This is a genomic window from Ferrovibrio sp., from assembly GCF_046297595.1.
GTDB lineage: Bacteria > Pseudomonadota > Alphaproteobacteria > Ferrovibrionales > Ferrovibrionaceae > Ferrovibrio.
In genome coordinates this window covers 733,746-759,382 of record NZ_JBKBHT010000001.1, presented here as the reverse complement: position 1 = coordinate 759,382, position 25,637 = coordinate 733,746, and the positions used below count along the sequence as shown (strand labels likewise).

21 protein-coding genes and 1 tRNA gene are annotated in these 25,637 nt (G+C 62.2%); 17 read left to right on the top strand and 5 right to left on the bottom strand.

The window, feature by feature from the left end:
- Positions 1-84 precede the first annotated feature (84 nt).
- Entirely contained in the window at positions 85-627 is a 543-nt protein-coding gene (locus tag ACK4FJ_RS03820) for a thiamine phosphate synthase (protein WP_409764268.1), read from the top strand.
- Positions 628-684: 57 nt separating this feature from the next.
- On the opposite strand, the gene ACK4FJ_RS03815 is transcribed toward ACK4FJ_RS03820, so the two are convergent.
- Positions 685-1,437 carry a TorF family putative porin gene (locus ACK4FJ_RS03815; RefSeq protein WP_409764266.1) on the bottom strand — a complete coding sequence of 251 codons (753 nt, stop codon included), beginning with the start codon at positions 1,435-1,437 and terminating at the stop codon, positions 685-687.
- A gap of 254 nt (positions 1,438-1,691) precedes the next feature.
- On the opposite strand from ACK4FJ_RS03815, the gene ACK4FJ_RS03810 reads away from it, so the two are divergent.
- Both ACK4FJ_RS03810 and ACK4FJ_RS03805 read left to right on the top strand, forming a co-directional pair.
- The gene (locus ACK4FJ_RS03810) at positions 1,692-2,486 is read left to right on the top strand and encodes an enoyl-CoA hydratase/isomerase family protein (protein WP_409764263.1); all 795 of its coding nucleotides are present in this window, start codon (positions 1,692-1,694) and stop codon (positions 2,484-2,486) included.
- 145 nt (positions 2,487-2,631) lie between these two features.
- Positions 2,632-4,281 (top strand): 3-(methylthio)propionyl-CoA ligase, encoded by a 1,650-nt coding sequence (locus tag ACK4FJ_RS03805; RefSeq protein WP_409764260.1) that lies wholly within the window; start codon positions 2,632-2,634, stop codon positions 4,279-4,281.
- 3 nt (positions 4,282-4,284) lie between these two features.
- On the opposite strand, the gene ACK4FJ_RS03800 is transcribed toward ACK4FJ_RS03805, so the two are convergent.
- The gene (locus ACK4FJ_RS03800; RefSeq protein ID WP_409764257.1) at positions 4,285-5,193 is read right to left on the bottom strand and encodes an MBL fold metallo-hydrolase; all 909 of its coding nucleotides are present in this window, start codon (positions 5,191-5,193) and stop codon (positions 4,285-4,287) included.
- 176 nt (positions 5,194-5,369) lie between these two features.
- Between ACK4FJ_RS03800 and ACK4FJ_RS03795 the strand changes: the two genes are divergently transcribed.
- The 8 genes from ACK4FJ_RS03795 to ACK4FJ_RS03760 all read left to right on the top strand — a co-directional run bounded on the left by ACK4FJ_RS03795 (position 5,370) and on the right by ACK4FJ_RS03760 (position 14,606).
- The gene (locus ACK4FJ_RS03795) at positions 5,370-6,224 is read left to right on the top strand and encodes a branched-chain amino acid ABC transporter permease (protein WP_409764254.1); all 855 of its coding nucleotides are present in this window, start codon (positions 5,370-5,372) and stop codon (positions 6,222-6,224) included.
- Between the two features lie 13 nt (positions 6,225-6,237).
- Positions 6,238-7,314 carry a branched-chain amino acid ABC transporter permease gene (locus ACK4FJ_RS03790; RefSeq protein ID WP_409764251.1) on the top strand — a complete coding sequence of 359 codons (1,077 nt, stop codon included), beginning with the start codon at positions 6,238-6,240 and terminating at the stop codon, positions 7,312-7,314.
- The gene (locus ACK4FJ_RS03785; protein WP_409764248.1) at positions 7,311-8,069 is read left to right on the top strand and encodes an ABC transporter ATP-binding protein; all 759 of its coding nucleotides are present in this window, start codon (positions 7,311-7,313) and stop codon (positions 8,067-8,069) included. Before ACK4FJ_RS03790 ends, ACK4FJ_RS03785 begins: the two co-directional genes overlap by 4 nt.
- A gap of 4 nt (positions 8,070-8,073) precedes the next feature.
- Positions 8,074-8,862, top strand: coding sequence for an ABC transporter ATP-binding protein (locus tag ACK4FJ_RS03780; RefSeq protein WP_409764245.1), 789 nt, complete (start codon positions 8,074-8,076; stop codon positions 8,860-8,862).
- A 39-nt stretch (positions 8,863-8,901) separates the two neighbouring features.
- Complete coding sequence (locus tag ACK4FJ_RS03775) at positions 8,902-10,800, top strand: AMP-dependent synthetase/ligase (RefSeq protein ID WP_409764242.1); 1,899 nt, start codon at positions 8,902-8,904, stop codon at positions 10,798-10,800.
- 199 nt (positions 10,801-10,999) lie between these two features.
- Positions 11,000-12,193 (top strand): ABC transporter substrate-binding protein, encoded by a 1,194-nt coding sequence (locus tag ACK4FJ_RS03770; protein WP_409764239.1) that lies wholly within the window; start codon positions 11,000-11,002, stop codon positions 12,191-12,193.
- Between the two features lie 165 nt (positions 12,194-12,358).
- Positions 12,359-13,561 carry an ABC transporter substrate-binding protein gene (locus tag ACK4FJ_RS03765; protein ID WP_409764236.1) on the top strand — a complete coding sequence of 401 codons (1,203 nt, stop codon included), beginning with the start codon at positions 12,359-12,361 and terminating at the stop codon, positions 13,559-13,561.
- Positions 13,562-13,694: 133 nt separating this feature from the next.
- The gene (locus tag ACK4FJ_RS03760) at positions 13,695-14,606 is read left to right on the top strand and encodes a DMT family transporter (RefSeq protein ID WP_409764233.1); all 912 of its coding nucleotides are present in this window, start codon (positions 13,695-13,697) and stop codon (positions 14,604-14,606) included.
- Between the two features lie 31 nt (positions 14,607-14,637).
- Here the strand turns inward: ACK4FJ_RS03760 and ACK4FJ_RS03755 are convergent.
- Together ACK4FJ_RS03755 and ACK4FJ_RS03750 are read right to left on the bottom strand one after the other, a co-directional pair.
- Positions 14,638-14,714, bottom strand: a tRNA-Pro gene (locus ACK4FJ_RS03755).
- 119 nt (positions 14,715-14,833) lie between these two features.
- Positions 14,834-15,865: a polyprenyl synthetase family protein gene (locus ACK4FJ_RS03750; protein ID WP_409764230.1), complete on the bottom strand. Its 1,032-nt coding sequence runs from the start codon at positions 15,863-15,865 to the stop codon at positions 14,834-14,836.
- Positions 15,866-15,970: 105 nt separating this feature from the next.
- Between ACK4FJ_RS03750 and ACK4FJ_RS03745 the strand changes: the two genes are divergently transcribed.
- From ACK4FJ_RS03745 to ppdK, 5 genes are all read left to right on the top strand, one after another.
- Entirely contained in the window at positions 15,971-16,717 is a 747-nt protein-coding gene (locus ACK4FJ_RS03745; protein ID WP_409764227.1) for a tRNA1(Val) (adenine(37)-N6)-methyltransferase, read from the top strand.
- A gap of 100 nt (positions 16,718-16,817) precedes the next feature.
- Positions 16,818-17,051: a hypothetical protein gene (locus tag ACK4FJ_RS03740; protein ID WP_409764224.1), complete on the top strand. Its 234-nt coding sequence runs from the start codon at positions 16,818-16,820 to the stop codon at positions 17,049-17,051.
- 146 nt (positions 17,052-17,197) lie between these two features.
- Complete coding sequence (locus ACK4FJ_RS03735; protein WP_409764869.1) at positions 17,198-18,076, top strand: glycine--tRNA ligase subunit alpha; 879 nt, start codon at positions 17,198-17,200, stop codon at positions 18,074-18,076.
- A 4-nt stretch (positions 18,077-18,080) separates the two neighbouring features.
- Positions 18,081-20,147: a glycine--tRNA ligase subunit beta gene (glyS, locus tag ACK4FJ_RS03730; RefSeq protein ID WP_409764868.1), complete on the top strand. Its 2,067-nt coding sequence runs from the start codon at positions 18,081-18,083 to the stop codon at positions 20,145-20,147.
- A gap of 235 nt (positions 20,148-20,382) precedes the next feature.
- Positions 20,383-23,007: a pyruvate, phosphate dikinase gene (gene ppdK / locus ACK4FJ_RS03725; RefSeq protein ID WP_409764867.1), complete on the top strand. Its 2,625-nt coding sequence runs from the start codon at positions 20,383-20,385 to the stop codon at positions 23,005-23,007.
- Positions 23,008-23,087: 80 nt separating this feature from the next.
- Here the strand turns inward: ppdK and apbC are convergent, their stop codons facing one another.
- Positions 23,088-24,263: an iron-sulfur cluster carrier protein ApbC gene (gene apbC / locus ACK4FJ_RS03720; protein ID WP_409764221.1), complete on the bottom strand. Its 1,176-nt coding sequence runs from the start codon at positions 24,261-24,263 to the stop codon at positions 23,088-23,090.
- Positions 24,264-24,489: 226 nt separating this feature from the next.
- Here apbC and hflK point away from each other — a divergent pair, with 226 nt between their 5' ends.
- On the top strand, positions 24,490-25,626 hold the full coding sequence (gene hflK / locus ACK4FJ_RS03715) for an FtsH protease activity modulator HflK (RefSeq protein ID WP_409764219.1): 1,137 nt from the start codon (positions 24,490-24,492) through the stop codon (positions 25,624-25,626).
- Positions 25,627-25,637 lie beyond the last annotated feature (11 nt).

Sequence of the window (25,637 nt, the reverse complement as noted above, 5' to 3'; positions counted from 1 at the left end):
GCGGCAATGAATCGACATCGCCGCACGCTAGCAACCCGGCCGATCGGACGAAAGCCCCGCAGCCGATCCGGATCGCGGCCGGGATTGATCCTGCTCACCGATGCCCGGCGGCAACCCGATCCATTGCCGGCGCTGCGCCGCTTGCCGCGGGGCAGCGTGGTGATTCTGCGGCATTACGAATGGCCCCACGCGCGGCGTCTGGCGCTGGCGCGCGCCTTGGCCGATTTGTGCCGGCAGCGCGGCCTGATCCTTCTGGTGGCCGGCGATGCGCGGCTGGCCCGGGCGGTGGGTGCGGCAGGTGTGCATCTGCCGCAGGGATTGCTGCCTTTGGCTGGTGGACTTCGGCGGCGGTTCGGTTTGGTGACTGCGGCTGCCCATGATGCCGGCGCGGTGGCGCGGGCGGTGCGGGCGAAGGTCGATGCCGTGCTGATCTCCCCGGTCTTTGGCACGGCCAGTCATCCCGAGGCCGAGGGACTGGGGGTGGTGCGCTTCAGCGCCTTGGCGCATAAGGCGCGGCGCAAGGGCCTGCGGGTCTATGCCTTGGGGGGGGTGAACGCAGCGACCTCGCGCCGTCTCAAGGCGGTGACCATCGCTGGTATCGCCGGCATCAGCGGCATCGCGTCATAAAAAAACCGCCGCCATCCGAAGATGGCGGCGGCTTTGATGCCGTCCGATAGGATCGGATCAGAACGAGTAGGCGTAGCTGAGCGAAAGGACCGCCGCCGGGCCGCAGTTGGAACCGCCCGCGCAATGGGTCTTCTTCAGGTCGCTGTCAACATACTGCACACCGGCGGTGAAGCCCCAGTAGGAGGCGAACAGGCCGACATTCCAGTCGAGGTACTTGTCGTCGGTGTTGCCAGCGCCAAAGAAGTTCTGCGGCTTGTCGATCGACTGCTGACCGATATTGGCCACGATCTTCGGCTCGAACTCGGTGACCGGCAGCGGCACGGTGACACCGGCGGTCAAATAGGTCGCGTCGCCGGACTTCAACTGGAATTGCGGGCTGTAGTAGATGCCGGCGCTCGGGATGATGAAGCCGAAGTCATAGGCCGCGGTCAGCTTGCCTTCGGTGAAATTGTAGGTGTTGGCCGTGCTGGGCTGATCCAAGTAATTATAGCGGATCAGGCCGAGGTCCAGGCTCAGCTTGTCGAAGGTAGCGCGGAAACCGCCCACCAGGTCAATTTCAGTGCTGACACTGTTGTTGAAGTCGACGTTGCTGCCCCAGAAGCCGAGGTAGCCGGCGAAAGTCTCGTTGATCTGGAAAGCGCCTTCACCGCCGAGCTGGAAGGCCGGATGGCCGTCGGTCTGGCTGATGCCGCGGAAATAATATTCCGAAACCAAGGCCGGGGTCAGGCTCAGGCTCAGGCGATCCTCGGCCATAGCCGGGGCTGCGGCGGCCGTCAGGGCCAGAGCGGCAAGCAGGGCAAACTTTTTCATGGGAACTTCCCTCCGAATATCCAAAAATGTCGAAACCCGGACGACAATAAGCAGACAAGTTCCTGTGCAACAAATGCTTCTGGGCTAAAATGACAATTGTCAAATCCGACTGTGGCTCTTTGGTTACAGTCGTGCTCGGAAGTAATCAGGGTGACCAAAATCTGGGCAAGCGCCTTTGGGAAATTTTATTTCGCATGGGCAAAATAAGTGCAGAAACTGCGTATTTTTGCGGCTTTTCATCACGAGGAACGGGTATGGCGACAAGTGAACCCCTGATATTGAGCGAAACTCCGGCTGATTCGGAGGGGGCGATCCGCGTCATTCGCTTGAACTATCCATCCAAGCGCAATGCCTTGTCGCTGCCATTGCGGGCGGAATTGCTGGCCGCGGTGGAAAACGCCATGGCCGAGGATGCGGTGCGCGCTATCGTGCTGACCGGCAGCGGCGGGGCCTTTTGCGCCGGCGGCGACATTTCCTCGATGCAGACTGCCGGCGGCGTTGCCGGCAGGCAGCGGCTGGCCAACCTGCACCGCCTGGTGCGTCTGTTGGTGGCGGGGCCGAAGCCGGTGATCGCCGCGGTGGAAGGGTACGCATACGGTGCCGGCATGTCACTGGCGCTGCTCTGCGACCAGATTGTGGCAGCCAGCGACGCAAAATTCTGCTGTTCGTTCGGCAAGGTCGGTCTGATGCCCGACATGGCCGCGCTGTGGACCGTGCCGCAGCGGGTCGATGCCGGCTGGGTCAGGCGCCTGCTGATGCTGGCCGAGGAAGTCGACGGCGAAACGGCCGTGCGTATCGGTCTGGCGGACCAGGTGGCGAAACCCGGCAAGGCGCTGGATGCGGCGCTGGCGCTGGCCGCGCGCTTTGCGGCCCAGGCACCGCTGCCGATCACGTTCACCAAGGCGGCGCTGGCCCGCGGGCCGCAACCGCTGGAAGCTCTGCTGGCGCTGGAAGCCGACAACCAGGCCCTGCTGTTCAACAGCGAGGATTTCGCCGAGGGGCGCGATGCCTTTCTCGCCAAGCGCAAGCCGGTGTTCAAGGGCCGCTGAAGCCTTACTGCAGGTTGCCGTGGTGGGGTGTCGCAGGGGAAGTGTGCGCGCCGTCATGCCGCACCGGCTTGCAGCCGGCTTTCCGCGCTCCTAGACTGCGCCCGCCTTAAATAACCGCGCCGCTTTTGTGAATGGGAGGAAGCGCATGCAGGGCCTTATCCAGGACCGTCCGTTGCTGATTTCGTCGCTGATCGAGTTTGCCGCGCTGTATCACGGCAATACCGAGATTGTGACCCGCAGCGTCGAAGGCCCGATCCACCGGTACACCTACCGCGACCTGAGCAGCCGCTCCAAGCAGCTGGCGAATGCGCTGACCCGGCTGGGCGTCAAGATGGGCGACCGCATCGGCACGCTGGCTTGGAACACCTATCGCCATTTCGAGCTGTATTATGGCGTCTCGGGCATGGGTGCGGTGCTGCATACGGTCAACCCGCGCTTGTTCCCCGAGCAGATCGACTACATCGTCAATCACGCCGAAGACCAGTATCTGTTCTTCGATCTCACCTTCGCGCCGCTGGTGGAAAAGCTGGCGCCGCAACTCAAGACGGTGAAGGGCTTCGTGCTGATGAGCGACCGGGCTCATGTGCCGGCTGATTGCAAGATTCCGAACCTGATTGTCTACGAGGAGTTGATCGGCAAGGAAAGCGCCGATTACGATTGGCCGCAATTCGACGAGAAGACGGCGTCTTCGCTCTGTTATACCTCGGGCACCACCGGCAACCCGAAGGGCGTGCTGTATTCGCATCGTTCCACCGTGCTGCATTCCTATGCCGTGTGCCAGCGCGATGGCCTCAATCTCGGCTCGGCTGACTCTGCTTTGGTGATCGTGCCGCTGTTCCATGCCAATGCCTGGGGCGTGCCCTATGGCGCCTGCATGAGCGGCGCGAAGCTGGTTTTCCCCGGCCCGGTGCTGGACGGCAAGAGCGTCTACGATCTGCTGCGCGACGAGAAATGCAACTTCTCGCTCGGCGTACCCACCGTGTGGCTTGCCTTCTTCCAGCATGTGGATGCCAATCCGGGCCTTGACCTGAAGACCGACATCAAGCTGGAACGCTGCGTGATTGGTGGCTCGGCGGCGCCGCGTGCGATGATCGAGCGCTTCGCCAAGCAGTTCAACTGCTTCGTCATCCATGCCTGGGGTATGACCGAGATGTCGCCGCTCGGCACTACGGGCAACCTGTTGAAGAAGCATGCAACGCTGCCGCTGGAGCAGCGGCTCGACGTGCAGTCCAAGCAGGGCCGCACCGTCTATGGTGTCGAGATCAAGATCACCGATGACGACGGCAATGAACTGCCGCGCGATGGTAAGGCTTTCGGCAACGTGAAGGTGCGTGGCCCTTGGATTACCGCTGGCTATTTCAAGGGCGAGGGCGGCAATGTGCTCGACAAGGACGGCTGGTTTACCACCGGCGATGTCGCCACACTGGACCCTGACGGCTATATGCAGATCACCGACCGCGCCAAGGATGTGATCAAGTCAGGCGGCGAATGGATTTCCTCGATCGATCTGGAAAATGCCGCCGTGGGCCATCCGGCCGTGCAGGAAGCCGCCGTGATCGGTGTATTCCATGCCAAATGGCAGGAGCGCCCGCTACTGCTGGTGATCAAGAAGGCCGGTCAGGAAACCACCAAGGAAGAACTGATGGCCTTCCTGGAAAGCAAGGTAGCGAAGTGGTGGCTGCCCGACGACATCGTGTTCGTCACCGAGTTGCCGCATACCGCCACGGGCAAGCTGCTGAAAACCAAGCTGCGCGAGCAGTTCAGGGACCACAAGCTGCCGACGCCGGGCGCTTGACGTTTACGCCAGCCGATATACGGCCGTTTCATCGGGCGGGCCGTCGCTGACGACCCGCCCTTCTGCTGTCATGTGGATCAGGTGCGCCAGCACCGAACGCGCCGCTGCAGGGTGAAGATACGATGGAACATCGTGATACATCGTCGTCACCATCTGCGGGATGGTCTGCGGGCCGGCGGCCAGGCAATGCATGATCTGATCCTCGCGTGCGGCGCGGTGCTGCAACAGGGCCTGCACGAAATGCTGCGGGTTGGCGCCGGTGCTGCGTTCGTCGATTGGCGCGCCATGGGTGGGGTAATAGCGTTGTTCATCGCGCGGCAGTAGTTTGCGCAACGAGGCATAATAATCCGTCATGTTGCCGTCGGGCGGCGAAATCACGGTGGTCGACCAGCCCATCACATGATCGCCTGAAAACAGCGCCTGTTCTTCGCTTAAGCTGAAACACAGATGGTTCGAGATATGGCCAGGTGTGTGCAGCGCCGAGAGCGTCCAGCCATGACCGTCCAGCGTATCGCCATCGGCCATGATCTCATCGGGACGGAAATCATGGTCGCCGCCTTCCTCCACCGTCAGCGCGCCTTTGGGCAGCGGATGTGGGCCGAAGGCGAAACTGGGCGCGCCGGTGCGGCGCTGCAATTCGGCAGTGCCGGGCGAATGGTCGCGATGGGTATGGGTGATCAGGATATGACTGACGCTTTCGTTACGCAGGGCGTGGGTGAGGGCATCGATATGCGCCGGATCGGCCGGGCCGGGATCGATCACCGCCACCTTGCCCCGGCCAATTATGTAAGTACCGGTGCCGTGGAAGGTGAATGCGGAGGGGTTTCGCGCCACCACCCGGCGTACCAGGGGGCTCAATTCCGCGACGGCACCGTAACTGAAATCCAGGGTCTTGACGAAGGGGACTGACATATCAGCAGCCTCGCAAAAATTGACGTTACGTCAAGTGATTAGCATTCAGCCGAGCGTGAATCCGATTGACCGTACCCGCATAGCTTCCTTAATGTGCCACCACGCCAGGGCGGCACCAAGAATCGCCGGCAATAAATTCTATCTGGGAGGACGGCAAGCTGTCTGAGATAGTCCAGTTGCTGCTGAACGGGTTGGCGGCAGGCTGTATTTACGGCCTCATCGCGCTCGGTTTCGTACTGATCTACAAAGCCACCGAAATGGTGAATTTTGCCCAGGGCGATCTGCTGATGCTGGGAGCCTTTGTGGCCTTCACCTTGATCGAGATGATGGGCTTCAATTACTGGCTCGCCTTCCTCGGTGCCGTGCTGTTCATGGCGGTATTTGGCTACCTGCTCGATACCATCATCCTGCGCCAGGTGATCGGCCAGCCGCAATTCTCCGTGGTCATGCTCACCATCGGCCTTGGTTTCATCTTCCGTGCCGCCGCCTCGATGATCTGGGGCACCGAGACGCGCGCCTTCGCCACACCGTTCACCGATGGCGTCAGCAATATCGGTAGTTTCGTGATCGCCGATGTGAATGTCTCCATTGTGGCCGGCACCGCCATTCTCTGCAGCGTGCTGTTCGCCTTCTTCCGTTACACCCGCATAGGTGTGGCCATGCAAGCTGCCTCGCAGAACCAGCTGGCGGCCTATTACATGGGCATCCCGGTGAAGATGGTCTTCTCGCTGATCTGGGCGATCTCGGCCGCGGTGGCGGCTGTGGCCGGTATCCTGCTGGCGCCGGTGTCGCTGATCGACGTCACCATCGGCCTGCTGGGCCTGAAGGCCTTCGCCGCCGCCGTCCTGGGCGGCTTCGGTTCGATCCCGGGCGCCGTGATTGGTGGCTTGGTGATCGGGGTGATCGAGCAGTTCTCCGGCGTCTATCTGCCGGAAGGCTTCAAGGATGTGGCCGCCTATGTGGTGATCCTGGCTGTGCTGTTCCTGCGTCCGCAGGGCCTGTTCGGCAATATCGGCCGCAAGCGGGTGTAGGGGTCTCAACAAGATGCGCTTCTTTTTCAAGACCGACTACAACCAGGACATCAACCTGTTCCGCGATAGCGTGGACCGGTTCTGGTACGGCCTGCTGCTGCTGGCTTTGCTGGGCGCGCCGTTTGTGCTGGAGGATTTCTGGCTCGGCGAGATTTCCTACGTACTCATCCTTTCCATCGTCGGCATCGGCCTGATGCTGCTGACCGGCTATACCGGACAGGTATCGCTCGGCCATGCCGCTTTCCTCGGCATCGGTGCTTACACCCATGCCGTGCTTCTTGGCCTAGGTGTGCCCTTCGTAGTCTCGGTCTTCGCGGCAACGGTGCTCTCGGCGCTGATCGGAGCCATCATCGGATTCCCGGCCCTTCGCCTGACCGGTATCTACCTTGCCATTGCCACCCTGGCTTTTGCCTTTATCATTGAGCAGATCCTGATCCGCTGGGAATCGGTGACCGGCGGCTTCAAGGGCTTTCCGGTCGAGCGGCCGGAGATATTCGGATACAGCATTACGGACGACCGCTTCTTCTACTATTTGTGTTTCGGCGCTCTGGTGCTGGCCGTGCTGGCAGCACTGAACCTGCTGCGCTCGCCCACCGGCCGTGCCTTCATCGCCATCCGCGATTCCGAGATCGCCGCACAGTCGATGGGTGTCAACCTTGCTGCCTATAAAACCCTGGCCTTCGCCGTTTCGGCCGGCTTCACCGGCTTTGGCGGTACGCTGTTCGCCCACAAGATCGGCTACCTGGCGCCTGATGCCTTCAATATTCTGCTCTCGATCCAGTTATTGCTTATGGTGGTGGTGGGCGGCCTGGGGTCGATCCACGGCGCCATCTTTGGTGCGATTTTCGTTGGCTCGCTGCCGCAGCTGATTGCCATCCTGCGCGACTATCTGCCCGAGCAGGTCGCTCGCCAGCCGGGTCTGGAACCGGGCCTGTTCGGGATCATCCTGGTCTTCTTTATCCTGTTCGAGCCGCTTGGCATCTATGGCCGCTGGCTGAAGATCAAGCTCTATTTCTCGCTGTTCCCGCTTTACAAGAAAGCGACGTTCAAGCGGCAGAAGACCTACACCAAGTCGGAGCGCTTCCGGTGACGCTGTTCCAGGCAGACAACATCGCCATCAACTTCGGCGGCATCAAGGCGGTCGACGGCGTCAGCTTCGCCATCGAGAAGGGCCAGGTCTTCACCATCATCGGCCCGAATGGCGCCGGCAAGACCACGGTGTTCAACCTGATCAGCCGTATCTATAATCCTACCGAAGGCAGGCTGCGCTTCGAAGGCCAGGACATCACCGAGGTGCCGCCGCACGAGATCGCGGCGCTTGGCATCGCGCGCACGTTCCAGAATATCGAACTCTTTGAGCATGCCACGGTGCTGCAGAATCTGCTGCTGGGACGGCATGCCCATCGCGGCGGCAATCCGCTCGCCGACCTGCTGTTTCTGCCCGGCGTGCGCCGGCGCGAGTTGGCGCACCGCGAGAAGGTCGAGCATGTGATCGATTTTCTCGATCTGCAGCATTACCGCGATACCATGATCGTGAACCTGCCCTATGGCGCGCGCAAAGTGGTGGAACTGGCCCGCGCGCTGTGCAGTGAGCCCAAGCTGTTGCTGCTGGACGAACCATCCTCGGGCCTCAATACCGAAGAGACCGAGGATATGGCCTGGTGGATTCAGGATATCAAGAATGACCTCGGTATCACCGTGCTGATGGTCGAACACGACATGGGGCTGGTGAACGAAGTGTCGGATCGCGTTCTGGCGCTTAACTATGGCCGCGTTCTGGCGCTTGGTACCCCGCAGGAAGTCCAGAGCCATCCCGAAGTCGTCAAAGCCTATCTGGGAGGCTGAGCCCGTGACCGAGCAGACCCAGGGCGATGTCATTCTTCGCTTGAGCAATATCGAGACCTTCTACGGCCCGATCATGGCCATCCGTGGCGTCAGCCTGGAAGTCCCGCGCGGCGCCATCGTCACCGTGCTGGGTGCCAACGGTGCCGGCAAGACCACGATCCTGAAGACGATCTCCGGTGTGATGGATCCGCAGAAGGGCAGCGTTATCTTCGAGGGTCGGGAAATCCAGAAGATGGATCCCGACAAGGTGATGCGGCTCGGCATCGGCCATGTGCCCGAGGGCCGCGAGACCTTCCCGTTCCTGACGGTGAAGGAGAACCTGATGATGGGCGCCTTCACCCGCAAGGATGCGGATGGCGTCGTCAAAGACATGGAGATGGTCTACCGCTATTTCCCGCGCCTGAAGGAACGCGAGAACCAGCCAGCCGGCTCAATGTCAGGTGGCGAACAGCAGATGCTGGCGATCGGTCGCGCCCTGATGGGCCGGCCCAAGCTGCTGTTGCTGGACGAGCCCTCGCTCGGCCTGTCGCCCAAGCTGGTGAAGGAAATTTTCGAGATCATCGTGCGCATCAATGCCGAGCAGAAGACCACCATTCTGCTGGTCGAGCAGAATGCCAACGTGGCACTGCATGCCGCGCATTACGGTTATGTGCTGGAAGTCGGCCGCATCGTGATGGCCGATACCTGCGAAAAACTGCTCGAGAAGGAAGACATCAAGGAATTCTATCTCGGCATGAAGGAACAGGGCGTGCGCGGCAAGCGTCGCTGGAAGAAACGCAAGACCTGGCGCTAGCCCGGCAATACGGGTAGGCGCTGGCTCGGGAGGACGGCCATGGCACAGACGCAGATAAACAAAGCGCAGATCAAAAAGGCCATCGACAGCAAGACCGGCGTCGAAGTCGACTCCGACATCCTGGAGATCATGGAGCGCGACACGCTGCCACGTTATTTCTGGCGTAAGGTGGGTGAGCGTGGCGACAAGGTGGCGATGCGGGAGAAGAACCTCGGCATCTGGGGTTCGATCACTTGGCGGCAATATGGCGAGAACGTGAAGCATGCCGGCCTTGGCCTAGCGGCGCTGGGCGTGAAGCGCGGCGAGGTGGTTTCGATCATCTCGGAGGGCAATCCGCAATGGCTTTATGCCGATCTGGGCACCCAGGGCATCGGCGGCGTTACCAATGGCATCTACACCACCGATTCCGCCAAGCAGGTGGAATACATCGTCAATGACAGCCGCACGGTGGTCTACATCGCCGAAAACGAAGAGCAACTCGACAAGATTCTCGAGGTGCGCGAGCGTTGTCCGACGCTGAAGAAGATCGTCGTGATCGACATGGAAGGCCTGTCGGATTTCCAGGATCCGATGGTTCTGTCCTTCGACGACCTGCTGGCCCAGGGTAGCAATTTCGAGAAGGCCAATCCGGGTTTCTGGGAAGAGCAGCTCAAGCTCGGCAAATCGGACGACCTGGGGATCCTGATCTATACCTCCGGCACCACCGGCGCGCCCAAAGGCGCCATGATCAGCCATCGCAACCTGCTGTTCCAGATGGAGAATGCCGGCCGCTTGCTGGAGCAGATGGAAGAGGACGAACAGCTCAGCTTCCTGCCGCTCTGTCACATTGCCGAGCGCGGCTTCACTTTGTTGTGGCCGATCCGTTCCGGCTCGACGGTGAATTTCGCCGAGAGTCCTGAAACCGTGCCGCAGAATCTGCAGGAAGTGCAGCCGACGGTGTTCTTCGCCGTGCCGCGCCTGTGGGAGAAATTCTATTCCGGCGTCGCCATCCGCATGAAGGATGCCACCGGCCTGGGCAAGTTGGCATATAAGCTGGCGATCGGCATTGGCTATCGCGTCGCCGAGGCCCGGTTGGAAGGACAGGAGCCTGGCCAGGGACTGAAGATCGCCTTCTGGTTCGCCGACCAGCTGGTGCTGCGCAATATCAAGCGCATCATCGGCATCGACCGTTGCAAATGGCTAGTCACCGGCGCCGCCCCGATCTCGCCCGACCTGATCAAATGGTATCTGGCATTGGGCAAAGACATGCGCGAGGTCTATGGCCAGACCGAGAATGTCGGCCTCGCCACCTCGCCGCCGGAATACCGCGTGAAGCTGGGCAGCATTGGTCAGGCCGTGCCCAATACTCAGGTGAAGCTGAGCCCGGAGGGCGAGATACTTCTCAAAGGCCCGCATGTCTTCATGGGCTATCTCAACAACCCAGCCAAGACGGCCGAGACCATCGTTGATGGCTGGCTGCATACCGGCGATGTCGGCACTGTCGATAATGAGGGTTGGTTCCGCATCACCGACCGGATGAAAGACATCATCATCACCGCGGGCGGCAAGAATATCACCCCATCCGAGATCGAGAATCAGCTGAAATTCAGCCCCTATATCTCGGACGCGGTGGTGATCGGCGACCGTCGGAAGTATCTGACCTGCCTGATCATGATCGACCATGACAACGTCGTGAAATACGCGCAGGACCTGAACGTGCCGTTCACCAACTTCGCCTCGCTGTGTCGGGCCAAGGAAGTGCAGGACCTGATCTGGCAGGAGATCGAGAGGGTGAACAAGAATTTCGCTCGGGTCGAGACGATCAAGAAGTTCCGCCTGATCGACCAGCAGCTGACCGCCGAAGACGACGAACTGACGCCGACCATGAAACTGAAGCGCAAGTTCGTGAATGAAAAATACAAGGTGATGATCGACGAGATGTATGCCGGCGGCGAATGAGTCTACTCATTCTGGTCAGTCGGCTGCCCGAGGCATTGCCTGCGATCGCGAGATTTCGGCGGTCCGCACAAATACTGAGCAGGCTGAAGTATCGGGCAGGCAAGATGTCAGCCGGGGTTGCGTGATAAATCCTCTATCCTGTCATGCAGCATCCGGTTAATCTGTTGAGGCAACTAATAAACTTATTAGGGAGAGTGGAATGCGTGGGGTAACAGGGTTCGGCGTCGCTGCGGCGAGCGCCATTGCAGTTCTGGCTTCCGGTATGGCGATCAGTGCAGCGAACGCGCAGAGCGTACGCGGCGTTACCAGGTCCGAGATCGTCATCGGCATGCATACCGACCTGAGCGGTCCGGCGGCGTCCTACGGCGTCAGTTCCTCGAATGCCATGCGGCTCAAGTTCGAGGAACTCAATGCGCAGGGCGGCGTGCATGGCCGCAAGATCCGCCTGATTGTCGAGGATCATCAGTATCAGGTGCCGCGCGCGGTGCAGGCGGCCAACAAGCTGATCAACCGCGACAAGATTTTCCTGATGGCCGGCGCGCTCGGCACGCCGCATAACAACGCGGTGTTCCCGGAACAGTTCAAGGCCGGCGTGCCAAATCTGGCGCCGCTGACCGCTGCCCGCTCGATGAGCGAGCCGTTCCACCCGCTCAAGTTCCAGACCTTCTCAAGCTACTACGACCATATCCGGGCGGGTATCAAATACCTGGTCGAAAAGAATGGCCGCAAGAAGATCTGCACGCTGTATCAGGACACCGACTTCGGCAAGGAAATCCTGGAAGCTACCCAGGATCAGGCCAAGGCGATGAACATGCAGGTGGTGGAAACGGCCACCAATACGCCGATCGCCACCGATTTCACTGCGCAGATCGCCAAGCTGCGTGCGGCCGGCTGTGATCTGGTGGCTATGGGCTCCATCGTGCGTGATGCCATCGTGCCGTATGCCACGGCGCGCAAGATGGGCTGGACTGACGTTGACTTCGTGGCGCAGTCAGCCAGCTTCGACCAGATCGTGGCCTCCGCTCCGGGCGGTTCGACCGAGGGCCTCTATGTTGGTGCGGGCACCGTCATGCCCTATCGCGACACGGCCACTGGCGCGGTTGCTGCCTGGTGGGATGCCTATAAAGCCAAGTACGGCAGCGATCCGAATATCGGCGCTGTCTATGGTCATAACATCGCCGACCTAATCATCACGGCGCTGGATCGCGCCGGGAAGGACGTCACCACCGAGAAGTTCCTCAAGGGTCTGGAAGGCATCAGCGGTTATCGCGACATCTTCGGCGGCCCGGTGATCAGCTTCGGTCCGCAGAAGCACCAGGGCACTACCGAGGTCCTGTTCTTCCAGATCCAGAAGGGCCGCTTCGTGCAGATCGCCGGCCCGCTGAAGTACTGATCCGGAATCTTTAACGCTGAACGCCCGCGACATTGTCGCGGGCGTTTTTTTGCGCTGCGGCAGATAGGTCAGCGAGATTGACGTAACGTAACTTTGCGCTGCTGCTCCATGTGTTTCCCGGCTAGACTTCAGCCGTAAAACAATAACACCCATGGGGAGGTCCGCATGCGTAGGGTATCTGTACTCACGGTCGCTGCGGCGACCACTATTATTGCGATTGCCGCCACAAGCTTTGCCGGCAGCGCTCAGGCGCAGGCCGGAAAAGTCCGGGGCGTCACCAAGACTGAAATCGTCATTGGCATGCACACCGATCTCAGCGGTGTGGCGGCATCCTATGGCGTCAATTCCGCCAATGCGATGCGGCTGCGCATCGACGAGATCAATGCGCAGGGTGGCGTACATGGCCGCAAGCTCCGCCTGATCGTGGAAGACAACCAGTACCAGGTGCCGCGCGCAGTGCAGGCAGCCAACAAGCTGATCAACCGCGACAACATCTTCCTGATGGCTGGCGCATTGGGCACGCCGATGAACAATGCCGTGCTGCCCGACCAGTTGAAAGCCGGCGTGCCGAATTTCTTCCCGATCACGGCCGCGCGGCAGATGTACCTGCCGTTCCACCGCCTGAAATTCGCCGGCGGTTCGACCTATTACGACCAGATTCGCGCCGGCATCAAATGGATGGTCGCCAACAAGGGCAGCAAGCAGATCTGCACGCTGTATCAGGACACGGATTTCGGTAAGGAAATCCTGGAGGCGGTGCAGGACCAGACCAAGGCGATGAAGCTGCCGCTGGTCGAGACGGCTACGAACAAGCCTGCCGATACCGACTTTACGGCTCAGATATCCAAACTACGGGCCGCGAATTGCGATCTCGTGGTGATGGGCACCATCATCCGCGATGCCATCGTGCCCTATGCCACGGCACGTAAGATGGGATGGAATGTGGATTTCCTGGGTCAGTCGGCGAACTACGACCAGATCGTGGCCGGTGCGCCGGGGGGCGCCACCGAAGGCCTCTACACCATGGCCGGCACCATTCTGCCCTATCGCGATACGGCCAGCCCCACCGTGGTCGCCTGGATGGATCGCTACAAGGCCAAATACGGCAACGATCCGAATATCGGCGCCGTCTATGGTCACGCCCTGATGGATCAACTGATCTTTGCGCTTGAGCGTGCCGGCAAGGACCTGACCACCGACAAGCTGATCACCGCGATGGAAAGCATCAAGGGTTATCGCGACATCTTTGGTGGTCCGGTCGTGAGCTATGGCCCCGACAAGCATCAGGGATCGGATGAAAGCTTTCTGTTTCAGGTGCAGAAGGGCCGCTTCGTCATGATCGCCGGCCCGGTCAATTACGGCAGCTGAACCAACCTTCCGCTTCATGCCGCAGCCGGCCATTGGCCGGCTGCGGTTTTTTTACGGCCGCGTGGCGGGTGAGGTGCAATCGGCACGCGGGCATGGCACAACACTCCATAACGCTTTCCATCGTCTGGTATCTATGTCCGTCCTGCCGCCCTCTGCCGTTCTGCCGCAAGCCTCGCGCGGCATAGGTTTCATGATCCTGGCCGTATCGCTGTTCGGCTGCATGGATGCCCTGGTGAAATGGCTCACCGCCGGCTATCCGGTGCTGCAGATCATGTTCTTCCGCAGTCTCTGTGCCCTCATCCCGATCCTGTGGATGGTGGCGCGCGGCACCGGCGGATTCGCCGTGTTGCGCACACGCCGGCTCGGCGCGCATGCCATGCGCTCAGGCTTTGGGCTGGCGGCGATGTTTGGTTTCTTTTCGGCCTATCAGTTCATGCCGCTGGCCGACGTGACGGCGATTGCCTTCTCCGGCCCGATCTTCATAGCCGGCCTGTCGGTCTGGCTGCTGGGCGAACGCGTCGGCCTGCATCGCTGGTCGGCCATCGTGGTCGGCTTCATCGGCATGCTGGTCATCGTGCGGCCGGGGCCCGGCATGGTGCAGAACGGTGCACTGCTCGTTGTGGCTGCCACTTTGCTGTATGCGCTGGCGATGATCCAGATCCGCAAGCTCAGCACCACCGAACCTTCCACGGCCATCGCCTTCTATTTCACCGCCTTCTGCACCGTCGCCACCGCACTGGCCCTGCCATTCGTCTGGATCACGCCGGACTGGCGCGACCTGCCGCTGCTGCTGGGGGTTGGCCTGTTCGGCGGTGCCGCCCAACTCTTCATGACGCGGGCCTACAGCCTGGCGCCGGCTGCCGTGGTGGCGCCATTCGACTACACGCACCTGCTGTGGTCGGTGCTGTTCGGCTGGTATCTGTGGAGCGATTTTCCCGATGCGCAGACCTGGATCGGCTGTGCCATCGTGGTGGCCAGCGGGCTTTATATCCTGTGGCGCGAGACGATGAAGCGCGCACCGGTGCCACCGTTGATCACGGAGTAGGGCAGAGGGATTGTCGGGAGGTTATGCGCGCTGGTCGGAGTGAGAGGATTCGAACCTCCGGCCCCTAGCTCCCGAAGCTAGTGCTCTACCAGGCTGAGCTACACTCCGACACCGGCGCGGGCGCCTGTATAGCGCCTGGGCGACCGCCCCGCAAGCGGCCCGGCCGCCGAATCCCAGATCAATCCCCAGAAATCGGCTGTTGACTGATTGCCTGTCCGATCAGGGGTTTAGAGGGCCCGCTCGATGGCGAAATCGACCGCCTCGGCCAGCGCGTCGCGCATGGCGCCGGGGGTGAAGGCAGCCAGGGCCTGATGGGCCTTCTGGCCATAATGGTGGGCGCGGGCCATGGTTTCCTCAATGGTGCCGTGGCGCTGGATGTAACCCAGGGCCAGGGGCCAGTCTTCCGCCGTCTGCTGTTCGGGCTGCTCGATGGTGCGACGCCAGAATTCCCGTTCGGTCGCGCTGCCCTTGTTGAAGGCCAGAACGATCGGCAGGGTGACCTTGCCTTCCTTGAAATCGTCGCCGGTATTCTTACCCAGGGTCGCAGCGTCGGAGGCATAGTCCAGGGCATCGTCTACAAGCTGGAAAGCAATGCCCAGATAGCGGCCATAGTCGTCCAGCGCCTGGGCTTCCGCCTCCGGGCGGTCGGCGATCACCGCACCAACGCGGCAGGCGGCGGCAAACAGCGCTGCCGTCTTGGACTCGATCACCTTGAGGTAATCGGCTTCCGAGGAATCCATGTCGTTCGCCGTCATCAGCTGCAGCACCTCGCCTTCGGCGATCACCGCCGAGGCATTGGCCAGGATGCGCAGCACTTCCAGCGAGCCGGTCTCGACCATCAGCTGGAAGGCTCGGCTGAACAGGAAATCGCCCACCAGCACGGAGGGCTGATTGCCCCACAGCACGTTGGCTGTGGCGCTGCCGCGGCGACGGTCGCTCTCGTCCACCACGTCGTCATGCAGCAGGGTGGCGGTATGGATGAATTCTACGCAGGTGGCCAGCAGCACATGCCTGTCGCCGCCATAGCCGCACAGCCTGGCCGCTCCCAGCGTCAGCAGCGGGCGGATGCGCTTTCCGCCGGAGGCGATCAGGTGGCTGGCCAGTTCGGGTATCAGGCTGACATCGCTGGCCATGCGGGCGATGATCTCGCGGTTCACCGCGGCCATGTCGTCGGCTACCAGGGCGCGCAAAGGTTCTATGCTGGGCGGGGATTTGGCCACCGGCCGGCTGTCGAACTGGGATTTTGATGCCGTCTGCATCGCGCGGATGATGCCCGTGATTGTGTTAAGCGGTTCCGCTGGAGCATAGTGGGATGCTCGACCCGGTCAAGCGCCGCCCCCCGTTAAGCCGTTGTTTCAGATCACATGCTTGATACCGATCACACCCGCGATGCCCTACTGGGCGGCCTGATCCACCTGGAACAGCCGCGCAGGGGCCAGCGCGCCAGCGCCGATGCGGTGATGCTGGCCGCCGCCGTGCCGGCCCGGGCGGGCCAGCAGGTGCTGGAACTGGGCTGCGGCAGCGGCGTGGGCATGCTGTGCCTGGCCGCGCGCGTGCCGAAGGCGAGGATCGACGGCATCGAACTGCAATCCGATCTGGTCGCGCTCTGTGCGCGGAATATCGCCGCCAACGACATGGAGGATCGCCTGCGCGTGGCGGCCGGCGATATCCGCAAGCGAGTCAGCGGCATCACGCCGAACAGCTATGACCATGTCTTCGCCAATCCGCCGTATTTCGATAGTCTGCGGCATCGCGCCTCCCCCCATGCCGGCCGTGCCACCGCCCGCTCGGAAGCGGACGAGGCCGACCTGGGGCACTGGATCGCTGCCATGCTGCGGCATGCCAAGCCGGGTGGAGGATTGACCCTGATACACAAGACCGATCGCCTGGCCGATCTGCTGGCGGCGCTGGATCCAAAAGCCGGAGCGATTCGGGTGATTCCGCTCTGGTCCAAAGCCGGGCAGCCGGCCAAGCGGGTCATCGTGCGGGCGATCAAGGGCAGCAGGGCGCCGCTCACCCTTGATCCCGGCGTACTGCTGCATCAGCCCGATGGCAGTTATTTCCCCGAGGTGGATGCCGTGCTCCGGGCGGGGGCGGCTTTTCCGGCCTGACAAGGGCCGGTCTTGCGGCTTGGGTCTGCAGGCCCCACTATATTAACCAGCGTGACGGCCTTCCGCCGTCTAATCCAGCCAGCCCGGTACCCAGCCCCCGATGCTCAAATTTTTACTGCTGATTCTGGTGATTGCCGCCGTCTGGTACGGCTTTCGCTACGTCAACAAGCCCAAGCCGCCTGTCGCCCCGCCGGCCCCGCCGCCGCAGGTGAAATCGCCGCCGGGGCAGGCCGAAGATTTGGCCGCCTGCCCGGTCTGCGGGGCCTATGTCGCCACTGGCACGGCGAAATCCTGCGGCTGTGCCGACTGCCCCCATCCGCCCGCCCAGGCCTAGGGTTTTGCCGCGACATTTTTGGCCTTAAGTCCCGGGTCTCAATGGCTTGACCCCATGGCGGTCGGTGGTTAAGGTCCGCCCGATTTTCGACCACCCCCAACGCATAAGGCGAGAGCGCAAAGGATCCTGCGATGGCGCCCACCGGAATCGCCGCGGCTTCGTCGTTCCAGGACCTGATTCTCATCCTGCAGACCTACTGGGCGCGCCAGGGCTGCCTGCTGCTGCAGCCTTATGACATGGAAGTGGGGGCGGGCACCTTCCATCCGGCTACCACCCTGCGCGCCCTTGGCCCCGAGCCATGGAATGCCGCCTACGTGCAGCCCTCGCGCCGGCCCAAGGACGGCCGCTATGGCGATAACCCCAACCGCCTGCAGCATTACTATCAGTTCCAGGTAATCCTGAAGCCGAGCCCGGCGAATGTGCTGGAGCTTTATCTCGGCTCGCTCAAGGCGCTGGGCATCGATCCAAAGCGTCACGATATCCGTTTCGTCGAAGATGACTGGGAAAGCCCCACTCTGGGCGCCTGGGGCCTGGGCTGGGAAGTCTGGTGCGACGGCATGGAAGTGACGCAGTTCACCTATTTCCAGCAGGTCGGCGGCTTCGACTGCGACCCGGTCTCGGCCGAAATCACCTACGGTCTGGAACGCCTGGCCATGTATGTGCAGGGCAAGGAGAATGTCTACGACCTGGATTTCAACGGCCGTGGCGTGAAATACGGCGAAGTCTTCCACCAGGCCGAACGCGAATTCTCGGCCTACAATTTCGAACACGCCGATACCGAGCAGCTTTTTCGCCGCTTCATAGATGTCGAGAAGGAATGTCATGCGCTGATCGCCCAGGGGCTGGCTCTGCCAGCCTATGATCAGTGCATGAAGGCCAGCCACACCTTCAACCTGCTGGATGCACGCGGCGTCATCAGCGTCACCGAGCGTGCCGCCTACATCGGTCGGGTGCGTGCGCTGGCCAAGGCCTGCTGCGCCCAATGGCTGAAGTCACGCGGCCACAACGTGGTCGAGGGTGCCTGAGATGCTGGGCGAACTTCTGCTCGAACTGCATTCGGAAGAGATTCCCGCGCGCATGCAGCAGCGTGCCGCCGAGGATTTGGCACGCCTGGTAGGCGAGGGCCTGAAAAAGGCCGCGCTGAATGTCGAAAGCATCACGCCCTATGTCACGCCGCGCCGCCTAGCGCTGGTGGTGAAGGGCCTGCCGCGCATGCAGGCGGATCTGCGCGAGGAAAAGAAGGGGCCTCGTGTGGGTTCGCCCGATGCAGCCGTACAGGGCTTTTTGCGCGGTGCAGGGCTTACGTCACTGGATCAGTGCGAAAAACGCGATACCGGCAAAGGCGAATTCTGGTTTGCCGTGATCGAGAAGCCGGGCGAAGCCACGAAGGATGCGCTGGCCCGCATTTTGCCCGAGGCACTGGCTCAGTTGCCCTGGCCGAAATCGATGCGCTGGGGCGACCACAGCCTGCGCTGGGTGCGGCCCCTGCATTCCATCCTGTGCCTGTTCGAGGGCGAAGTGGTGCCGTTCAAATTTGGCCACCTCGTCGCTGGCGATGCTACGGCCGGTCACCGTTTTCAGGCGCCGGAACGTTTTGCCGTGCGCGATGCCGCCGATTACCTGCGCCGCCTGCGGGCAGCCTATGTCGAGCCCGATTTTGCCGCCCGGCGCGCTGCAGTGCTGAAAGACGCTAGCTTCGCTGCCGCCAACGAGGGGCTGGTTCTGGTCGATGATCCCGGCTTGGCCGACGAGGTGACCGGCCTGGTTGAGCAGCCGGTGGTGCTGCTGGGCAGCATCCCGCAGCAGTTCATGGATGTGCCACGCGAAGTGCTGACCACCACCATGCGGGCGCATCAGAAGTATTTTGCGCTCAACACCAAGAACGGTCAGTTGGCGCCGCGGTTCGTCATCATCGCCAACACGCTGACCGACGATGGCGGCAAGCAGGTGGTTGCCGGGAACGAACGCGTGCTGACCGCGCGTCTGTCGGATGCCAAGTTCTTCTGGGACCAGGACCGCAAGCAGAGTCTGGAAAGCCGCCTGCCGGCGCTGAAGGACATCGTGTTCCACGCCAAGCTCGGCACCGTGGCGCAGAAGGTAGAGCGCGTGGAGCGCCTGGCCTACGAGATCGCGGCGGCCCTGCATGCCGATGCGAGGCAGGCACGCCGCGCCGCCAAGCTGGCCAAGGCCGATCTGGTCACCGGGCTTGTCGGCGAATTCCCTGAACTGCAGGGCATCATGGGGCGCTATTACGCTCTGCATGACGGCGAGGATTCGGTAGTTGCCGAGGCGATTGCCCAGCATTATGCGCCGCAGGGTCCGAACGATCGCTGCCCGACCGATCCGGTCGCCATCTCGGTCGCTCTGGCCGACAAGATCGACATTCTGGCCGGTTTCTTCGCCATCGACGAGAAGCCGACCGGTTCGAAGGACCCCTTCGCACTGCGCCGTGCCGCCCTGGGTGTGATCCGGCTAGTGCTGGAAAATAGGCTGACCCTGCCGCTGCGGCCGCTATTCCGCTCGGCATTGTCGCTGCAGATCGTGCAAGCTGACGGTTCGCGCAATGTGGTCGAGGAACTGATGCAGTTCTTCGTCGACCGCCTGAAGGTGCATCTGCGCGAACAAGGCGTGCGCCACGACCTGATCGCCGCCGTCTTCGCCAAGGGCGGTGATGATGATCTGGTGCGCGTGCTGGCGAAGGTGGATGCCCTGCGTGGATTCTTAAGCGAGGCCGATGGCGGCAATCTGCTGACGGCCTATCGCCGTGCCAACAACATCGTGCGGGCCGAACTGAAGAAAACGCCCGAACTGAAACTTGGTGCCGTGGAAAGCAAGCTGATTGCCCAGGACGAGGAACTGGCGCTGGTCGCTGCCCTGGCCGAGTTGGACCGCGTCGCCGGAAAAATCGAGGATGAGGCGGAATTCCGCCATTATCTCGCCACACTGGCGCGGCTACGTCAGCCGGTCGACGTGTTCTTCGACAAGGTAACCGTGAATAGCGACGATGCCGCCGTGCGGCGCAATCGCCTGAGTTTGCTTTCGGCCGCGGTCGGAAGCATGGATCGTATCGCCGACTTTTCCCAGATCGAGGGGTGACAGAGCTATGGCCAAGCCGAAACAGAAGAAAGCCAAGACCAAGCTCAAGGCCAAACCGAAGGCCGCGGCAGCGCGCAAGACCGTGAAGGCCAGGAAGGCCGCGAAGAAGCCCGCCGCCAAGAAGGTCGCGAAAAAACGGACCCCCGCCCGCAATGCTGCGTCGAAGGTGCAGACCGCAATCAAGGGCAAATGGGTATACAGTTTTGGCGATGGCAAGGCCGAGGGCCGTGCCAACATGCGCGAGCTGCTGGGCGGCAAGGGCGCAAACCTGGCTGAGATGTCAAACCTCGGGCTGCCGGTGCCGCCGGGCTTCACCATCACCACCGAGGTCTGCACCGCCTATTACAAAAACGGGCAGAAATATCCGAAGGAACTGACCGGCCAGGTCGATGCCGCTCTAGCGAAGGTCGAGAAGCTGGTCGGCGCCAAATTCGGCGACGCGAAGATGCCGCTGCTGGTCTCGGTGCGTTCGGGTGCGCGGGCTTCGATGCCCGGCATGATGGACACCGTACTGAATCTGGGCCTCAATGATGTGACCGTCGAGGCGCTGGCCAAACAGTCCGGCAATGAGCGTTTCGCTTGGGACAGCTACCGCCGCTTCATCCAGATGTATTCCGACGTCGTGCTTGGTGTCGGCCATGAGCATTTCGAGGAAATCCTCGAGATGCACAAAGAGGAATACGGCCTGGTGCTCGACACCGAGCTGAAGGCCGCCGACTGGAAGCAGCTCGTTGCCGCCTACAAGAAGAAGGTTGAGCAGGAGCTGGGCCGGCCCTTCCCGCAGGATGTGCGCGACCAGCTCTGGGGCGCTATCGGCGCCGTGTTCTCAAGCTGGATGAACCAGCGCGCCATCACCTATCGCAATCTGCATCATATCCCCGAATCCTGGGGCACGGCTGTGAATGTGCAGGCCATGGTGTTTGGCAATATGGGCGAGACTTCGTGCACTGGCGTGGCCTTCACCCGCGATCCCTCGACCGGCGAGAAGATCTATTACGGTGAATACCTGATCAACGCCCAGGGCGAGGACGTGGTCGCTGGCATCCGCACGCCGCAGCAACTCACCAAGTCGGCCCGCCTGGCCGTTGGCAACGAGCTTCCGTCGATGGAAGAATCGATGCCGGCCACGTTCAAGCAGCTGGTCGCGGTGTTCCAGAAGCTGGAAAAACATTACCGCGACATGCAGGACATCGAATTCACCGTCCAGCAGGGCAAGCTGTGGATGCTGCAAACCCGTTCGGGCAAGCGCACCGCCAAGGCCGCGATCAAGATCGCCGTCGACATGGTGAAGGAAAAGCTGATCGGCCAGGCCGAGGCGGTCGACCGTATCGATCCGGCCTCGCTGGACCAGCTGCTCCACCCGACGCCCGACCCGAAGGCCGAGCGCAAGGTGATCGCCAAGGGCCTGGCCGCCTCGCCGGGTGCCGCCTCGGGCAAGGTGGTCTTCCTGGCCGATGAAGCCGAAGCCATGGCCCATAAGGGCGAGGCCGTGATCCTCTGCCGCGTCGAAACCTCGCCGGAAGATATCCACGGCATGCATGCCGCCAAGGGTATCCTCACCGCACGCGGCGGCACCACCAGCCACGCCGCCGTGGTGGCGCGCGGCATGGGCCGGCCCTGCGTGTCGGGCGCCGGCAGCCTGCGTATCGATTACAATGCCGGCCGCATGACCATCGGCGATCTGGTCGTCAGCAAGGGCGACGTGATCACCATCGACGGTTCGACCGGCGAAGTGATCCTCGGCCTGATGCCGATGATCGAGCCGCAGCTTTCGGGCGATTTCGGCCAGCTGATGGCCTGGGCCGACAAGCTGCGCAAGCTGAAGGTCCGCACCAATGCCGAGACTCCGGCCGACGCCGAAACGGCGGTACGCTTTGGCTGCGAGGGCATCGGCCTGTGTCGCACCGAGCACATGTTCTTCGATGCCGACCGCATCACGGCCGTGCGCGAGATGATCCTGTCGGACAATGCCGAGGGCCGTCGCAAGGCGCTAGCTAAGATACTGCCGATGCAGCGCGACGATTTCTCGCAGCTGTTCAAGATCATGGCCGGCCGTCCGGTCACGATCCGCTTGCTCGATCCGCCGCTGCATGAATTCCTGCCCAAGACCGAGGCTGATTTCGATGCTGTCGCCAAGGGCACGGGTCTGAGCGTGGCCGCGCTGAAGGAGCGCAAGAAGGCTCTGGAAGAGACCAATCCGATGCTGGGCCATCGCGGCTGCCGCCTCGGTATCAGCTATCCGGAAATCTACGAGATGCAGGCCCGCGCCATATTCGAGGCGGCGGTGCAGGTCTCAAAGGCTGGCGGCAAGCCGGTCGAGCCGGAAGTGATGATCCCGCTGGTCGCCACCAAGGCCGAGATCGACATCCTGAAGGGTCGGGTTGACGCTGTTGCCGCCGCCGTGTTCAAGGAGCAGGGCAAGAAGGTGAAGTATCTGGTCGGCACCATGATCGAGCTGCCGCGGGCTGCCCTGCGCGCCGCCGAGATCGCCGAGACGGCCGAGTTCTTCTCCTTCGGCACCAACGACCTGACACAGACCACGCTCGGTATCAGCCGCGACGATTCCGCGCTGTTCATGGAAGATTACCTGAAGGCCGGCATCTTCGAGCGCGATCCCTTCGTGACCATCGACCAGTCAGGCGTCGGCGAGCTGGTGAAGATCGCCGCCCAGCGTGGCCGTGGCGCCCGCAAGGACATCAAGCTTGGCATCTGCGGCGAGCATGGCGGCGACCCGTCATCGGTACGCTTCTGCCACAAAGCCGGACTGGATTATGTCTCCTGCTCGCCTTACCGCGTGCCGATTGCTCGCCTAGCCGCCGCTCAGGCCGCGATCAGCGAGGAAAAGGCCAGCGAGGCCTGATCCTCGACAATTCTGGAAACGAAAAGGCCGGGCCCGGAAATATTTCTTGGCTCGGCTTTTTGTGCCCCTATTGCGATGGCTCACTGGATCGTGATCTTCGGCATCCGGCTGGCACCGGCCTCGCGGTCCAGTTTTTCAGCGACCTTGGCGGCAATGGCGCGATAGGCCTTAGCCTCCTCGCTATCGGGCTGGGAAGCCACGATCGGGGTGCCGCCATCCGAAGTCTCGCGGATCGCGATGTTGAGCGGCAATTCGCCGAGGAAGTCGCAACCCAGTTCCTCGGCCGTCTTGCGAGCGCCGCCATGGGCGAAAATTTCGCTGCGATGGCCACAATTGGGGCAGCAGAAATAGCTCATGTTCTCGACGATGCCGAGCACCGGCACGTCCACACGGCGGAACATGTTCAGGCCCTTGCGGGCATCCAGCAGGGCGATGTCTTGCGGCGTCGAGACGATCACCGCGCCGGCCAGCGGCACGCGCTGGGCCATGGTCAGCTGGGCGTCGCCGGTGCCCGGCGGCATGTCGACCACCAGCACGTCCAGTTCGCCCCAGGCCACGTCGCGCAGCATCTGCTCCAGCGCGCTCATCACCATCGGGCCGCGCCAGATCATCGGCGTATCTTCCGGCACCAGAAAACCCATCGACATGCAGGGAATGCCCCAGCCCTGCAGCGGATGCAGGCGCTTGCCATCCGGCGAATGGGGCTTGCCGGTGATGCCCATCATGCGCGGCAGCGAGGGGCCGTAGATGTCGGCATCCAGCAGACCGACCTTCTTGCCCGCCTGCGCCAGAGCCAGGGCGAGGTTGACCGCTGTTGTGGATTTGCCGACGCCGCCCTTGCCCGAGGCGACGGCGATGATCGACTTGATGCCCGGGATGGCCGGCCGCGGGCCGACTTCCGGTGCCGCGCCCGGTTTGCCGGAAGCTTTGGGAGGCGGATTATGGCTGTGGTCGTGCGCATGCGCATGAGTATGGGGCGCGGTAGCGGGCTGGTTCTTGGCGCCCTGCCGCTCGGCGGTAAGGACCACGGTAGCCGAGGTCACGCCGGGCAGTTTGGTCACCGCCTGCTCGCAGGCCTTGCGTAGAGGTTCCTTGGTGGCGCCCGTACGCGGATCGACCTCCAGCACGAAGCCGACATTGCCGCCTTTAATGACAAGCCCGGCAACCATGCCGAGTTCGACCACATTCTTGCCATGATCCGCGTCTACCACACCGCGCAGCGCGTCCATGATCTGCGCTTCCGTCACCCCGGTCATGCTTGAAATCCCTGTAAACGTTCCAATATTGTCGGCTGTTGGCAGGCGAAATGGCCGATGGCCCTGCGGGTGATATATCGCGATGGCGCGGGAACGGCAATTCGCCAGCCCAAAAGGTAAACAGGTTGAGGCACACGGCCGGGCGGCACAGCCATTTCCCGGCCTCGCCCGGAAATTCCCGATCATCGGCGGTTCGGCGGTCGGCCCGGTATAGAAGGACAACAGGATGCCCTGGAGCAATCAAGGTGGGGGTTGGCAAGGTGGCGGCGGTGGCGGTCGCGGACCCTGGGGACAGGGACCTCGCGGCAGCGGTCCGTCCGGCCCCGGTGGCGGGGGCTTCGGTGGCCCCAATCCGCCCAATCTGGAAGACATCCTGCGCAAGGGCCAGGACAAGTTCCGTAACCTCATGCCCGGCGGCGACGTATCCGGTCGCGGCATTCTCCTGCTGATCCTGGTCGCGCTGGCGATCTGGCTTGGCACCGGTTTTTACCGCGTCGATACCGACGAGCAGGGTGTGGTGCTGCGCTTCGGCAAGGTGCATTCGGTCACCGAGCCCGGCCTGCGCTATCGCCTGCCCTGGCCGGTCGACAGCGTGCTGACCCCGAAGGTCACCACCGTCAACCGCGAGGAAATCGGTTTCCGCAGTCTGGGGGATTCTCCCACCCGCGGCGCGCAGCAGCGCGACGTGCCGGAGGAAAGCCTGATGCTGACCGGCGATGAGAACATCGTCGATATCGACTTCACCGTGCTGTGGCAGGTCAAGGATGCCGGCCAGTATCTGTTTAACGTGGTCGACCCCTCCCGCACCATCAAGCAGGTGGCCGAGAGCGCCATCCGCGAGGTGGTCGGCAAGAACAACATCCAGTTCATCCTGACCGAAGGCCGCACCAAGATCGCCGACGATACACGTCGTGTGATGCAGGCGGTGCTCGACGGGTATAATGCCGGCGTGGTCATCACACAGGTCGCCCTGCAGCGCACCGAGCCCCCGGCATCGGTGATCGACGCCTTCCGCGACGTGCAGGCGGCCCAGGCCGACCGCGAACGCGCCCAGAACGAAGCCGAGGCCTACCGTAACGACATCATCCCACGCGCCCGAGGCGAGGCGCAGCGTATGCTGCAGCAGGCCGAAGCCTATAAGCAGGAAGTGATCGCCAATGCCCAGGGTGACGCCAGTCGTTTCACCCAGGTCTACAATGAATACCGTCTGGCCAAGGACGTGACCACCAAACGCATGTATCTGGAGACCATGGAAGAAATCCTGCGCGGCACCAACAAGGTGATCATCGAAGGTTCGACCGGCCAGGGCGTGGTGCCCTACCTGCCTCTGCCAGAGCTGCAGAAAAAACAGCAGCAGCGCTGAGGAGGATGCCA